The following is a 16,202-nucleotide window of genomic DNA, read 5'->3' as shown; positions in this document are numbered from 1 at the left end:
CATGCAAACTTTTCTAGTATTTCGGAAAAGCATACCTAGCTATGGATATTTCTACTGACCTCAGAGACGACAAATAAAGCCAACACCATTAACTCTACACTCAGAATGCTCGGGCTTACGGCATTTTCTCCAACCTTTAATTCCATTGCATCTCATTAAGTGCAATGAAACATACTGAACTTGCTCTAACATGGTAAGAGGTTTTAATGACAATAATTCAACTTAAACGCGAAGTGATCTGTTTTGCTGGCGATTCTGGAGATGGTATCCAATTACTTGGAGAACGCTTTTCAGACAACTCGTCGAAACAAGGAAACAATGTCATGACGTTACCTGATTATCCTGCTGAGATACGGGCTCCGGCAGGAACCACATCTGGAGTATCGGCTTTTCAGATGCAATTTGCCTCAACAGAGATTTATACTCCTGGCGACGATTTTTCAGTCTTAATCGCTCTGAATGCCGCTGCATTAAAAACCAAAATCTCACAACTCGTTGAAGGCGGTTTGGTGCTTATTGATCTCGATGGTTTTAATAAAAAAAACCTTGAGCTTGCTGGCTATGAATCTAACCCATTGAGCGATGGTAGCCTCGCAAATTACCGAGTGATTAGTGACAGTTTTACGCGTTTAACCGTTCAATCTCTTTCTCAGTTAAACATAGCGCCTAAAGTAGTGAAGCGAAGCAAAAACTTTTTTATGCTTGGTATTGTTTTATGGATTTACAGCCGTCCACTAGAACCGACCATTGAATGGCTAAATAATAAATTCGCTGACAATCCGCAAGCGAGAGAGGCAAATACTTTAGCCATAAAGTCGGGATTTAATTATGCCGAAACAACCGAAATATTCAGCGACTGTTTTCAGGTTGCTCCCGTAGCAGATAAAGCTGGCTTGTATCGTACTGTTTCAGGGAACGAAGCATTATCGCTTGGGTTAATATGCGCAGCAGAAAAACTCCAACGCCAGCTATTTTTGGGCTCTTACCCCATAACACCCGCCTCAGATATTCTACACACGCTATCAACCTATCAACACTTGGGGGTCACGACATTCCAAGCAGAAGATGAGATTGCAGCGGCTTGTTCAGCTTTAGGTGCATCTTATGCTGGCGGTTTAGGAGTCACATCAACGTCTGGCCCTGGATTATGTTTGAAAGCAGAGACCATTAACCTTGCCGTAATGGCGGAGTTGCCAATGGTTGTTATCAACGTACAACGTGGAGGGCCCTCAACTGGTCTACCGACTAAAACAGAGCAATCAGACTTGCTTTTGTCTTTGTATGGTAGAAATGGGGATTCACCACTCCCAGTGTTGGCTCCTGCTTCTCCCGCAGACTGCTTTGACATGGCAATCGAGGCCTGTCGAATTGCTACTACATTTATGACGCCAGTGATCTTATTGAGTGACGGCTACTTAGCAAACGGCTCCGAATCTTGGCTCGTGCCCAACCCTGATGAGATTAAGCTCACTGCCGAGGCAGCAAAAGCAAACATAAGCCCGTTTTATCCCTATGCCCGTGATGACGTGTATTACAGCAGAGAGTGGGTCACGCCTGGTACAAAAGAGAAAATGCACCGCATTGGAGGATTGGAAAAGCAAGCGATTACAGGCAACCCTTCTCATGATCCTGAAAACCACCAGCGCATGACTGATGAAAGAGCAAAAAAAATAAATAACATCTGCCATTTCATCCCTAAACAAACGCTAACAGGCAGTACTCAAGACTCACTGCTAGTGCTAAGTTGGGGAGGCACGCAAGGTTCTGTGTCGACCGCAATTGAGCATCTGAGAAAGCAAGGCGCATCGGTTGCTCACGCCCATATTAAGTATCTAAACCCGTTTCCAATCAATTTGGAAGAGATCATTAGCCAATTCAAACATGTGCTTGTTTTTGAGTTGAATAACCAGCAACTCGTTAAAGTGATTCGCTCACAATATGCCATTTCGGCACGCTCCGTAACCCAAGTTAAGGGGTTACCATTCAAAGTTCACGAGGTCATTGAGTCTATCAACCACCACCTGAAGGAAATTAAAAATGACGACTAAGGTACTCAACCGCAAAGATTTCGTTTCTGATGTTGAAGTCAAATGGTGTCGAGGCTGTGGTGATTTTAACGTATTAAAAACGATGCAATCCGTTCTAGCACGATTAGGTCGGACTAAAGAGAACACCGTATTCATCTCAGGGATCGGCTGCTCATCTCGTTTTCCTTATTATCTCGATACTTATGGATTTCATACGATTCACGGCCGTGCCCCTGCCATCGCTACTGGTGTAAAAGCTAGCAATCCAGAGTTAGATGTTTGGGTTGTAACTGGCGATGGTGACGCACTGAGTATTGGCGGTAATCACTTTATTCACGCGATTCGACGCAACCAAGACATTAAAATTTTGCTTTTTAATAATGCAGTCTATGGACTGACCAAAGGCCAATTTTCCCCGACAAGCGAACAGGGCTTCATTTCTAAGTCGAGTCCTGAAGGTTCTCCCGATCAAGCGCTTAAACCTTTGGCATTGGCAGCATCCGCAGGTGCTACGTTCATAGCACGAACATCAGACAATGATCCTACACACATGACGATGGTGTTAGAGGCAGCCGCAGCGCATTCCGGCACTGCTGTGGTTGAAATCCTACAAAACTGTGTCATTTTTAACGATAAAGTGCACGAACCTTACAACGGCCCAGCTAATAGAAGCGAACATCTACTTTATCTCTCAGATAATGAACCGTTATTGTTTGGTAAAACACACTCAAAAGCGTTGATCAATAGAGGGTTTGGTTTCGAGATTGTCGAATCAGAGGCCCCGAACCTTTTGCTCCACTCCAGTCAATGCGAGGAGTCATACTATGCTTATGCGCTTGCTAACTTGAGCTATCCAGACTTTCCCGTACCCGTGGGCGTTTTTCGTTCAGTGACTCGACCTACTTTTGATCAGGTCATTCTACATCAAAAACACCAAGCAACTCTAAAGTATGGTCAAGGCGACTTAACCGAATTACTCAAACAAAACAGTTATGAGCGTCTCTGCTAACAATTGAAAGAGCCAACTATTGAGGTAACCTTTCCTGCAAAGATGAAACTAAAAAGTTTCCGATTCTAGTTGGCGACTTGCTGAATGATGAGTTGATAAGGAAGTGTGGTGGTTGCAGATATCCATCACACTAAAAAGAGGCTCTATAATGAGCCTCTTCTGTTTTTTAAAATAGTGACATCGTCACTCTACTGAATGGTTTCTATCGTATTCAGCGCTTGCCTTTTTCAGCCCTTCTAAATCGTCTGAACATAACAACCTCTTCAGGCTGTCAATTTTCTTATCAGGCCAATCATATATCCTAAGAGCGAGCAGTTCGTCTATCGTCTCTCGAGAAAAGCGATATTTGACATGCTTAGCTGGTGAGCCTGCAACCATGCTGTAAGGCTCAACATCTTTCGTCACCACACTGTTTGCCGCAACGATTGCTCCTTCTCCGATAGTCACACCCGGCATTATCATGGATCGCATACCGAGCCAGGCGCCATCGCCAATGTGAGTATCTCCTTTCCCTACGTACGCTTCTTCAATAAAGTCCATAAATGGGTACAAGGAGAACCAATCAGCTCTATGTGTACTGTTTCCCCCCATAACAATCACAACTTCCGCTGCAATGCAGACAAAGTCACCTATATGTAACTTATCAATCTTCCATTTTGGTTCCCAATCTCGGCTGAACTCATCGCCTTGTAGATATCTTACAACGGACTCCTCAAAACCGGCGTCCCAACAATCACTGTAATAACTATGTTTACCTTTAATCGTTATATTTGGATTCGTAACAACTTCATGTAGCAAAGTCACCTTAGACCAATGCTTAGTTTTCATGAATACTCCTATAAATACTATCGAATAAAACAATGCAGATAGTATGTATCTAAATAAGCGCTAATAATTACATAGTGCCTATTACCACTAAATTTTACTTCACCACCGAGCTAATAATATTGTAAGCAGCCTCTACTCTTTCTGCATTAGGGTAGTTTTTATTCGCCAGAATCACTATGCCTATTTTTTCAGAGGGTACATACGCGACATATGCCCCAAAGCCACCTGTTGAGCCCGTTTTGTTATACCAAACGTCACGACCGAGAGTACCGGATTCACTTGCTTGAACCGGTTTAGCGTTGAGAATTACGTCGCTGGAGTTACCCTTCAATAATTGCGAAAGTGAAACGGGGTAATCATAACCTTCCCACCCTACGGCTTGCGTAAACGTGTCGGTATCAAAATACTTAGTATGAGTTCGCTCTAGCGCATTTTCTATATCAGTATTAAGTTGCGCTTGACCCATATTTGCTTCGATATATTGAAGCATATCTAAGCTTGTTGATTTAATACCATAGGCTTGTGCATCAAGAATACCTGGATTAACTCTAACGGGTTTTCCCTCAGAACTATAACCAAAAGCATAGTTGTTAAGCTTATCCTTTGGTACATCGACAAACGTATTAGTCATACCGAGCTTAGGCAGGATGAGGGTCTCTATCATTTCCGTATAGTCTGACTTCATGCTCAAGGCACCGATGTAGCCAAATAGACCAATACTAGGGTTTGAGTACTTCCTCTTAGTACCGGCTTCGTACTCCGGCTTCCACGTTTTGTAGTACTGCATCATTTCGGCGTCGTTCGTTACTTCGCTAGGGAATTGTAATGGTAGACCACCTGCAGTGTAGGTTGCGACATGAACTAGCTTGGTATTTCCCAGAATACTATTTTCTAATTCTGGAATATAATCCTTAACCTTGTCATCCATGTTCAGCTTACCTTTTGCTTGGGCGTACCCAGTCAAAGTAGCGGCAAAAGTTTTACTGATAGAGCCGAGTTCAAAAATTGTGTCGTTAGTGACTAAACTCCCCTTACTTTCGTCAGCGAAACCGTAATTGTAAAAATAACGCTTACCATCAATCGTTACTGCAACAGCCAACCCCGGAATGTCGTATTCGTTCATTAATCCTTTAGCACATTCATCAACCACGCTCTTTAATTGACTGCTAACCGTTGACTCCGTTTTCGCAAACGTGACGAAAGAAGTGAGCGATAAAATGGCCACCAAGGCATTGTTTAATTTCATTGAACCCTCAATTTTTAATTTTCACTTATAATTAATTTCTAGTTTATTCCAAGGCTTTTAGCTTTTTATATAAAAGTAATCCTGACTTGAAGAACTCCAATCGTTAACCCCCGATGAATAACACTGTGTCTTCAAATTTTTAGTGCGATATAAACAGGTTTAAACCTGATCACCGTTGATAGGTAGGCCGATTAGATACGAATGTAAGTAACATCCGTTTGCAAAATGGGGAAATAGTGTACTCAAATGCGCTTTTTCCATACCAAGATAACGGTATACTAGGCAGATATACTTGGTATATACAGATCCACATCCTCACAACGCTTTAGAACCACTTTTCAACGTCTACAGAGAAAACGATGCCATTTTCACTACACTTCGAAACTGGAAAAGTCACCAGCCAACAGCTTTATTCCGAGATATACCAAGGGATATTAGAAGGCAGATTACGATCAAATGAGAGATTACCGTCGACTCGCATGTTGTCAAAAAAGTTAGGCATAGCAAGAAACACTGTCATTTCGGTGTATGAGCGACTTCAGTTCGAGGGGTGGATAGTAAAAAAGGCAGGGTCTGGCACGTACGTAAGTAATGCTCTAGAGCAAACGGTGAATCAAGATAAGAGACCAATAAAACACTACCAACTAGGGATGTTTGGCACTAACGCAGCGAAGAAGCCAGAGATCATCGCACCAAAGAATCTAGACTATGACTTCACTTTAGGCGTTCCTGATCATCAGAGAATAGCAAAGCATATTTGGCGACACTCAAGACTGAGTAGGCTCAATGCATTAACTCCAGAGTTTGCACATGGTGGTGATTTGCAAGGACTAGCTTGTTTACGAGAGTCTATCTGCGAGTATGTAAGACATTCGAGAGGCGTAATCTGTGATCCTGAAGACATCATCATTACGCAAGGGTGCCAGCAGGCAATAATGACGACTCTCCTTACATTACTCTCTCCCGGGGATCTCGTGTCGACGGAAGATCCAGGATATCCTGTTTTTCGAAATCAAGCTCGATTACTTGGCGCGCAAATAGGCACCGTACCGATGGACAACCAAGGCGTTGTCGTTGAATCAATCCCTTCTAATACCAAAATTATTTATACAACGCCTAGTCATCAGTTCCCTTTAGGCTTTAGCTACTCCGTCGAAAGAAAGTTAGAACTGTTGAGGTGGGCAGAATTTAATAACGCAATCATTATCGAAGATGATTATGATGCGGAATATCACTATCTCAATACCAGTAAGCAAGCTCTGAAGTCACAAGACAAAAATGACTGCGTCATAATGATAGGCAGTTTCTCTAAAATACTATTTCCCGGCATACGCATTGGATATATGATTCCACCAAAGTCTTTAATAGAGCCAATTTCAAATATGTTATGGCACTTGGGAAGAAGTACATCTGTAGTGTCTCAAATCCTACTTGACGAATTCATGCGTGACGGTCATTTCTCTCACCATTTACTCAATATGAATAAAATCTATAGCGAAAGGTATCATAAACTCACTCAATTAATTGACAACATAGATTGCTTACAACGTATTCCAAGCCAAGGTGGATTGCATATAGCAGCTGAAGTATCGGGATGCGCGACACAAATGATGAATAAGCTTGCTTCATCCAATGTAGCGGTTTACCCATCATCGCATTTTTCTATCAACAATCATTCTAATGCCCTCTTATTTGGGTTTGGCATTATCCCTACCCCAAAAATAGAAAAAGCATTTGATATTATTCAATCAGTATTGGATTAAAGCAGATATAAAATTATCGTTTTGATAGGTATCAATTTATCGTCGTGTTATCACCAGCAGAGTCAGAGCAACTGCGAGCTTGGAACGCTTTTCAACTCAATAAGGGTTTACTACGAATTGTGTCGCTATAACCCGCTTGGTTTGCTTCAGCCCCAAAACTATATTTCTTCGACTGTAAACGTACTAGGTTCAAAGTAAAGCGACGTATCACGCTGACATTTTCAGCGCCCCCAGCAACACTATTACGTAAATCATCTTCTTTTAAGTTCACATCTAGTATTCAATGAACCTTATTTTTCTAATATCGAACGGATAGTAAGTTCTGCTTAACACTCTATCAATCACTATCTTTCCCTAGATGTTAAAGAAGAAAAGACCTCAAGATAATTAAGGATTTTTCATGGACTATTGATCTACATAATAAAGAGCACAATCACGCATTAATCTCCAGTAATTTACCATACCGCTTCATGATCACTTGGGATACAAATTATCGAAAAATACCAAACCATAAATTAATACACTGATAACGGCTCAAAAAAATAACGAAGTTGTAGCGCAATTATATCAACATCATTTTCATGTAAAAAATAACGAGCGCCTTGGACACCGATCTCCCAATTATCTGAGAGGTTGTAGCCAACTTCTGCACCAATATATCCATCAAAACCATCCACTTCCGTCGTTATCTTGCTGCCTTGATACGTACTTTCAATATCGGTATCCCAGAACAAGCCCCCCAAACTCAGTTTTGCGGACCATGAATTGTATTGCCAGAACTTATAACCGATGTCGAAGCCTATGCCCTTAACAAGGAGTGGTGCTATAGATGCGACACTAACGTGATAGTCTTCTGGTGAAGTAGTAGCACTACGCAATGTTGCACTACCTTCACCCATATCAATATAACGGATAGTTCCTGACCATTGCTCAGAAAAAGCATATCCAAACCCGATAGAACGGTAGAGCCCGGTGTTGTCAGTAGAAATTACGTTATCACCTTTAACAGCATCACGCTCATCTGCATGGCTTGACCCCATTTGAACATCAACATACCAACCCGCTTGACTACTAAAACTAAACACAGCAATTAGTGCTAGAGCACTGTTTCTTCCATAACGTTTCATGGCTCCTAACAAAATCAAAAGCATCAACACCATGCCACCCAATGATCCTGCTGAAGTATTTTCAACCTTTACATCTCTTACCAACTTAACTGTCACTATAACTTTCCCTGTGTCTTGCAGGCCTTGGCTATCTTGAATGATATATGTCAACACATCATTGCCTTCAAACCCTGAGGTAGGGGTATAGGTCACGCTCTGATCTGCATTCATGACCGCCTGCCCATACTGCGCTTGGACTGAAACCAACTTCAATGTGTCGTTATCCGGATCGGTATCGTTAGCAAGGACATAAACCGTGACAGGGGTACGATCATCGGTGGTAATATTATCGTCCACCGCATTCGGATTCTGACTGTTTACCACATTTACCGTCACCTTCGCCGATCCCGTTCCACCATTACCATCCGTTACGCTATAAGTGATCAAAGCCTCCCCGTAGTACTGTGGTTGAGTGACATAACTTAGTTTGTTATCAACCACACTAACACTACCAATATCTACAGAAGCGCGACTTACCTTCAGCCCATCACCATCAGCATCGGTATCATTGCTCAATACATCGAGCGTCACCGTACCATTGAGACTAACAAACGCATTGTCGTCAATCGCTTGAGGGAGTGCATTATTGTTTACACGAGCGGCAACGACGCCAGGGTCAACGACACTGCCATTAGCCAATCCGTCATCATCGTTCGGACCACCGTCTTCAATGGTAAGTTGTACACACCAGTCACCTTCAGTCAGACCCTGTGACCATGAACTGTGCCCTGGTGGCGGACAATAACCAGCCTCGCCAGCACTAGAAGAAACTGTGTTTTGAGCATCCTCAATAAAGTCTATCCACCCCTGTTCAGCGTTATACTTTCGGTACACTGCATTTGCTGGAACAGGTAAACGCTGAGGCAAAACTAATTGATAGCTTTGACCGGGCAGCGGCAAATTAGTTACTACAAAATCAAAGATTCCACCTATGCTCTTCATGTTGATATCTTTAGGAAGCTCCTCATCTAGCAATAAAGCTCCTCCTGTTGTGTTAGTCAGAATGGTTATTCCTTTGCGTAAACAGACACCAGGTTGCCCCTCAATGAGGAAGCGATCTTTTTCTGACACAACCTGTTGAATTACGTTACAGTCAGAAATTGCATCAAGATAGTCAGGAATGCCATCACCATCACTATCATTATGACCTTCTTGATCATCAGGGATTAAGTCGCCATCACTATCTTCACTTCCGAGCGCCGCCAATGTTTGTACCACTTCTAAATAGACATTCCGTGTCACTGATAATGGTGGAGTGCCATTGTCAGTCACTGTCAATTGCAAATTGTAAATTGCTGAACTCAGTAATTGCGGAGAGAAAGTCAATGTTTCGCTGTACATCTGCCCCGCAATCGCTTGGTTAAGTACATCGCTATCACTACTCCATCTGAAACTGTGTATATCGGACATATTGGCATCATTAACACTGCTTGTGATTGTGACCGGTTCAACACCATTTTCAATTTGGCTCCGCTGCTCCCCCGCCTGAGATACACTTACCGAGACCTTCGGAGCCACATTCTCTTCAAAGATTGTCAAGGTGTAACGACTCTTACTACCTAGATTAAGGGTGCTGTCCAAATCAATCACTAAGGTTTCAACGCCTTCACTTTGTCCATCATTAAGTAGTTCGAACGAAAGTTTGCCTTCGGTACCACTAGTTATCACCACTTCGCCAGAGGTGAGTGTGTGGTCATCACTGTCTGTGCTTCCTGAAACCGTGTAAGGTACGACTACTGGGTAACTCGGCGAAGGGCCGTTAAGGTGTATCGTTACGCTATGGTTGGTGCCTTCCGTGGTTTGCGCATCTTTGGAGATACTTATCAGTGGATACACTGTTACCGTTTGACTAGCCTCAGCAACGTTTCCATCAGAGTCTTGAGTGCGCCAATAGACCGTATTAGTTCCAGGTCGGAAGAAGGTTGTGCTGTCCACCAATGAAACAGGTAATAGCTTGCCTGTGCTATCTCGGGCCACGGCAGAGCCTAATGCAACTTTAGTAAAGAGCGAAGTTGCTTTCACTTCAATATCTGAAGGTGCGGTTATTGTTGGTGCGTCCAATTTCGCACTTTTAATTGTCACGATTGCTTTCGCGGTGGCCTTTCCACCATTACCATCTTTCACACTGTATTGCACTGTCACTGTACCAATTGAGGTCGTTACCAATTGGATTTGACTGCCCATAATCGTTGCCGTTCCAGATGTAGGTTTAACCCATTCCAGTTGTAATGTGTCTAGATCAATATCGCTGTCGTTGCTGAGTACATCCAATAAGTAGCTACCATCGTTACTCTCGGTAAAGACATAGGTATCATTAACTGCCATTGGTTCATCATTGACGTTGATTACCGTGATGCTAAACGCTGCTAGAGAAGCGCTTAGCTCACCGTCAGAGACACTAATAACAATATTATTGGTGCTGCCAACATGCTCATTTTCCGGCGTACCACTTAGCAACCCAGTTGCTCTATCAAAGGTTGCCCATGATGGTTTATTGCGGATTGAAAAGCTCAAGCTACTACTATCAACATCCGATGCCTGCAGCGCAAAGCGATACGTACTGCCTTCGTTGACAGTAAGAGCAGGAGTGCCACTGATCACTGGCGCGTCATTGACATTGTTAACCACAATACTGAATCTATTGAGCATTGTGGTCGTGAGACCATCAGAAACCGAGATAACAATGCCTTGATATTTGCCAACATCACCATTATCTGGTGTACCACTGAGCGTGCCTGTTGATGCATCAAAGCTAGCCCAAGATGGCTTGTTCACGATACTGAAAGTAAAGGCTTGGCTGTCAACATCTGACACTTGTGGCGTGAACAGATAGGCGCTGTCTTCATTCACTTGTGTTGCTGGTGAGCCAGATATAACGGGTGCATCGTTAACGTTATTCACAGTAATCGAAAACGCTGACAATGAGGAAGAAATAGTACCATCGGATACGCTAATCACGATATCTGGATAAGTCCCCACATCACTGTTACTTGGCGTACCAGAAAGTGCTCCTGTTGTCTTGTCAAATGTAGCCCAAGGTGGCTTGTTAGCTATCAAGTAGGTCAGAGTATCCGCTGGGTCATTATCCAATGCGGCGGGCACAAACTGATACACACTATCTTCATCCACTTGCGCCGATGGGGTACCCGTAATCACTGGCGAGTCATTAACGTTATTCACCGTGATGGTCACTAACGCCACTCCAGAGGTAAGTTCTCCGTCACTTACGCTGTAAGTGAAACTGTCCTGACCAAAGAAGTTACTGTTACCCGTATAAACCGCGTGATTGCCTGTGACGGTAACATTACCGTTGACTGGCGATGTTACAATTTGATAGCTCAAAGATGAGCCTTCTGCATCGTTACCATTTAAAGTAATGGTCAGCGGTATCTCTTCCTCTCCCGTAGCACTGATATCGGTCGCGGTTGGTGTATCGTTGACTGGATTAACCGTCAAATCGACACGAACCTCTGTCGAGTCTAGATCACCGTCGTTGACCTTGAACAAGAAGAAGTCGGAGCCATTGAAGTTCGCTTCTGGTGTATAGCGCCAACCATTATTGGTCAACTGCTCTAGCACGCCATGACTGACTTGCTCAGTGATAAGATACTGCAGAGTGTCATCATCGTTATCAATATCTGAACCAACCAGCGTGATCACCAAACTATTGTCTTCATCAAGCGTTTGTGACTGTGCTTGCGCCATTGGTGCGTCGTTGACTGGTGTTACCGTCATGGTCACTGTTGCGACGTTAGATACAGCACCTGCTAAGTCTGCCACCGTATAGGTGAAGCTGTCTTCACCGAAGTAGTTCTCATTGGGGTTGTAAACAATCGCTCCTGACGCCGTCACGTTCACACTGCCATATGCTGGCGTATCGACGACTGTGACACTAGTGAGTTCAAAACTGTCTCCAGCATCGGCATCACTATCATTGCCTAATACGTTGACTTCAAAGGAGCCTCCCTCCAGTAGTTGTGCACTGTTATCAACAGCAACGGGGGCATCATTCACTGGCGTAATATTGAGCGTGACAGTTGCTGGCACGGAGACTGCTTGACCACTATCGGTTAACGTGTAGGTAAAGCTATGTTGACCATTAACGTTCGCTGTTGGCACAATCTTTAGGGTCCCATCGGCATTAACACTGACCGAGGCAAAACTGTATCCCCCCTCTCCTTGACCAAGATCTTGCAGGGTAATACTACTCGCGGTGAATGACCCATCTTCAATATCACTGTCGTTACTTAAAACATCGAGTATCGATGTGACATCTTCATCAAAGGTAAAACTGTCTGCCTCCGCCACTGGTGAGTCATTGACGGAACCGATATTGACGCTGACTGTGGCCGCAAGAGAAACGCCGCCTTCACTGTCTGCGATCGTGTAAGTAAAACTGTCGCTACCATTTTCATTCGCATTCGGCGTATATACAAAAGTGCCTACAGTTTGATCAATGGCGACTTGTCCTTTTTGAGGCGAACTAACTAACGCTAAATCACCCGTTGGGATGCCATCTTCAACATCCTTCGCTTGACTACGCGCGGTGACTGCTGCGCTTGCGGTATCTTCGTCAGTGTTAATGGTCAGCGCTTTCGCGACTGGCGCATCATTTATAGCCTTGATAGTGACGGTTACTGTCGCGCCTTGTGACTCCTGTAACAGGGCATCTTTCACGGTATAGGTAAAGCTATCCGTGCCTGTCTCATTACTATTTGGCGTATAGGTAACAACGCCGTTGCTGATCGACACCTGACCTTTAATTGGTTGTGTTTTAACCGTTGCAGAAGAAGCGACCATGTCATCATTTATATCGGAATCGTTGGCTAACAGATCAAACTGTTTCGCCGTATCTTCCTCAGTCGAGAAGCTATCATCAACTGCCGTTGGCGCGACATCGTAGCGTTTAGTCACGGTATCCGTCACTGCATCAGATGCGTTGCCTGCGGCATCGGTTACCACCACGCTTACTGTCAACGTCCCCTCTTGCAAACCAGTGACGTCAATGCCCGTTACTTGCATGGTCTCCGAGGAGATTGTTTGACTAGCGCCGTCAATGGTCGTGGTACCGTCGGTCACGCGATAAGTGAACATCGCGTTCACTTCAGCTGCTGCGAAGGTAAAGCTCATCGCCTGTTCGTTGGTTTTGTTAATGCTCTCCTGATCAATGCTGATGCTATGTCCAGTCGGGATCCCCGTATCCACTGAGATCAACAACTGAGTCGCTGCAGTATTGAGGTTGCCAGCTGCATCGCTAAATTGCTCTGCTGCAACATCAATAGTTGCATCCTCAGTGCTTTCTTCTGCAGGTGTAAAGGTAGCCGTGTAACTGGCGCCACTGCCCGCAAAGTTAGAAAGAGTTCCGCCAGCAACGGTCACATCGGCTTCGGCAAAATCAGTTGCGGCTTCACTCAAGGTAAACGTGAGTGTTGCCGTTTCACCCGCTTTCAGCGCAGCGCTGGAGCTAGTGATACTGACGGTTGGAAGCATAGTATCGACGCTGATGGAAAGTGGTGTTGCTGCACTATTGCTGTTACCAGAGGCATCGGTAAATGTGCCGGTGGCAACATCAATGGTGCCGCTCGCCACACTCTCTTCCGTTGGTGTAAAGGTCGCCGTGTAGCTGCTACCACTGCCCGCAAAGTTGGACAAACTGCCGCCAGTGACGGTGACATCTGACTCAGCAAAGTCACTTGATGACTCACTTAAGGTGAACGTGATACTCGCCGTTTCGCCAGAGATCAAATCGAGGTCTGAGCTGCTCAAAGAAACAGTTGGCTGCACGTTATCTAACGTAAATGTTTTGCTAGCTGCACTGGAGGTGTTGCCTGCAGCATCGCTCTGGCTAGCCGCGACCGTCAGGGTGCCGTTGTTAAACGCACTTACATCAAGCTCACTGCCGCTCAACGTCCAGTTGCCTGAGTTGTCGGCCGTCACCGTACGACTGGCATAATTGCTGTAGTCCGTGATGGTCACGGTCACGCTATTGCCTGCTTCCGCGCCGGAGCCAGCAATCAGCACGTCGTTGTCTTCTGCCGCGTTGACGATGCCATCAGTTTCAATCGGCGTGGTGATGGTCACAGCTGATGGTGCGGCGTTATCCAGGGTAATGCTCTGGGTAGCGGCGGTGGAAGTATTACCTGCTATATCTGCTTGGGTTGCAGACACCGTCAGGGGGCCATTGTTAAACGCACTTACATCAAGCTCGCTGCCGCTCAACGTCCAGTTGCCTGAGTTGTCGGCCGTCACCGTACGACTGACAAAGCTGTTATTGTCCGTGATGGTCACGGTCACGCTGTTGCCTGCTTCCGCGCCGGAGCCAGCGATCAACACATCGTTATCTTCTGTCGCATTGACGATACCGTCGGTTTCAATCGGCGTGGTGATGGTCACTGCTGATGGGGCAGCATTGTCCAGGGTAATGCTCTGTGTGGCTGCGGTGGAGATATTACCTGCTATATCAGCTTGGGTTGCAGACACAGTCAGGGTGCCATTGTTCAGGCCACTGATATCCAGCTCGCTGCCGCTCAGCGTCCAGTTGCCTGAGTTGTCGGCCGTCACCGTACGACTGACAGAGCTGTTATTGTCTGTGATAGTCACGGTCACGCTGTTGCCTGCTTCCGCGCCGGAGCCAGCGATAAGCACATCGTTGTCTTCTGCAGCGTTGACGATACTGTCAGTCTCAATCGGCGTGGTAATGCTCACTACGGATGGTGCTACTGTATCAATGGTGACACTTAACGCGTTGGATGCCGAGCTAACATTATCATCGCTATCAGACGCTTTAGCACTTATTGCATGTGTAATACCAGACGCCAACTCATTGGTTGTTATCTTCCAGTTTCCTCCAGTAGCAGTGCCTGTGCCAATAACCGTTGCACCTCCACCGACTTGATCACTGTATAAAGTAACGATCGATCCACTCTCGGAAATCCCACTAAACGTTGGAGTAGTGTCACTGGTAATATTATCAGTATTTAATGATCCGGTATCCGAACTAGCATCTAAATCGGGTGTAGATGGCGCATTTGGCGTGGTATCGACCGTAGTAAAGTTAAATGTGGCATCATCGCTGATCCCAGCAAAGCTATTATTTGCGGTGTCAGCCACGGCACTGGATTCAATATGAATGGCGTAAGTCCGGTTTCCTATCAGATCACTGGTTGGGTTTAAATAAACTTTATCATTGGTAACACTGATGCGGCCAGCACCTGGTGAAGTTGTTGTGCCATCACTTTCGGTGGCAACATTAAATACTTCAAAATCGCGACTGTCTGTAACATTACGAATGGTAATATTGCCGCTCTTCAGCTCAATATTCTCATCAAAGGCAATCTCGATGTTGTTGCTAACAGAAACATTGGTTGCATCATCAGTGGGGGTTGAGCTCGCACTGACAAAAGTAGGCGCGGTTGAGTCTGAAACCGCAGCGTCATCAATCTTGATACTTTTGATAAGATAACGAGAGTCAGCACCCGGACTTCGGGTAAACGCCATAGTCACTGTATCAACGTCCTGCCATGCAGAATCAGTAAAGTCTGTACCACGGGTCAGGGTAAACAAATCCTGTAACCCTGAGTTTGCTTCACCACCTTTTGGCAAGGTGACAGTTTCGGTCACTGTTTGAGTATTATTAGAGAAGCCAGTTAACACAAGTTGATACGTTTTATCTGAGTCTCGGGCCGACCCCTGCATAAAGGTAATTTCGTCGAAACTGAAGTTAGTACTTGATCTCTCAAAAAAGCGGAAGCCACGATTGTTGAACTCATTAATCATGGTATTTGAGAAAAAAACACCAGCTACAAACCCGAGGTCATTTAGGCCAGTAAACGGAGTGCTATCAGTGCTATTGCCGGCATCTAATACCATAGACACAGCACCTGTATTGGTAAGAGTGACCGAGGGCATACCCCCAGTGACGCCTGTCTCCACCTCACTAAAATTGGAACCTGAACCATTAGAGTAGTTAATCGTTTGCTGTGCGGCCCAGGCTTCACCGGAAAAAAACGCTGAGGACACCCATGCTGTTGTAATTGCGATCGCTACCTGACGACGTAATCTCATTTTCCTCTCCTGAAGATGACGGCCTTATCAACATAGCCGGGTTATCATAATCAACTTAAATGTTTAATTTTTTTATAGGAAAGGATTAGCGAAAGTTTC

At 44.9% G+C, this 16,202-nt stretch carries 6 protein-coding genes; 3 read left to right on the top strand and 3 right to left on the bottom strand.

Annotated elements, in window-relative coordinates:
• Positions 1 to 206: 206 nt before the first annotated feature.
• Both L3V27_RS01970 and L3V27_RS01965 read left to right on the top strand, forming a co-directional pair.
• Positions 207 to 2,048, top strand: a complete 1,842-nt coding sequence (locus L3V27_RS01970) for a 2-oxoacid:acceptor oxidoreductase subunit alpha (RefSeq protein WP_237310852.1) — start codon at positions 207 to 209, stop codon at positions 2,046 to 2,048.
• Positions 2,038 to 3,036 (top strand): 2-oxoacid:ferredoxin oxidoreductase subunit beta, encoded by a 999-nt coding sequence (locus tag L3V27_RS01965; RefSeq protein WP_237310851.1) that lies wholly within the window; start codon positions 2,038 to 2,040, stop codon positions 3,034 to 3,036. The genes L3V27_RS01970 and L3V27_RS01965 overlap by 11 nt, the downstream gene beginning before the upstream one ends.
• Positions 3,037 to 3,219: 183 nt before the next feature.
• On the opposite strand, the gene L3V27_RS01960 is transcribed toward L3V27_RS01965, so the two are convergent.
• Positions 3,220 to 3,864, bottom strand: a complete 645-nt coding sequence (locus L3V27_RS01960) for a CatB-related O-acetyltransferase (protein WP_006741110.1) — start codon at positions 3,862 to 3,864, stop codon at positions 3,220 to 3,222.
• A gap of 94 nt (positions 3,865 to 3,958) precedes the next feature.
• Positions 3,959 to 5,110 carry a class C beta-lactamase gene (gene ampC / locus L3V27_RS01955; RefSeq protein WP_237310850.1) on the bottom strand — a complete coding sequence of 384 codons (1,152 nt, stop codon included), beginning with the start codon at positions 5,108 to 5,110 and terminating at the stop codon, positions 3,959 to 3,961.
• A gap of 359 nt (positions 5,111 to 5,469) precedes the next feature.
• Between ampC and L3V27_RS01950 the strand changes: the two genes are divergently transcribed.
• Positions 5,470 to 6,873: a PLP-dependent aminotransferase family protein gene (locus tag L3V27_RS01950; protein ID WP_237310849.1), complete on the top strand. Its 1,404-nt coding sequence runs from the start codon at positions 5,470 to 5,472 to the stop codon at positions 6,871 to 6,873.
• Between the two features lie 515 nt (positions 6,874 to 7,388).
• Here the strand turns inward: L3V27_RS01950 and L3V27_RS01945 are convergent.
• Complete coding sequence (locus tag L3V27_RS01945; protein WP_237310848.1) at positions 7,389 to 16,103, bottom strand: Ig-like domain-containing protein; 8,715 nt, start codon at positions 16,101 to 16,103, stop codon at positions 7,389 to 7,391.
• Positions 16,104 to 16,202 lie beyond the last annotated feature (99 nt).

Source organism: Vibrio sp. J2-3(2022) (assembly GCF_021725735.1).
GTDB classification, from domain to species: domain Bacteria; phylum Pseudomonadota; class Gammaproteobacteria; order Enterobacterales; family Vibrionaceae; genus Vibrio; species Vibrio diabolicus.
This window is presented reverse-complemented; position numbering and strand designations above follow the sequence as displayed.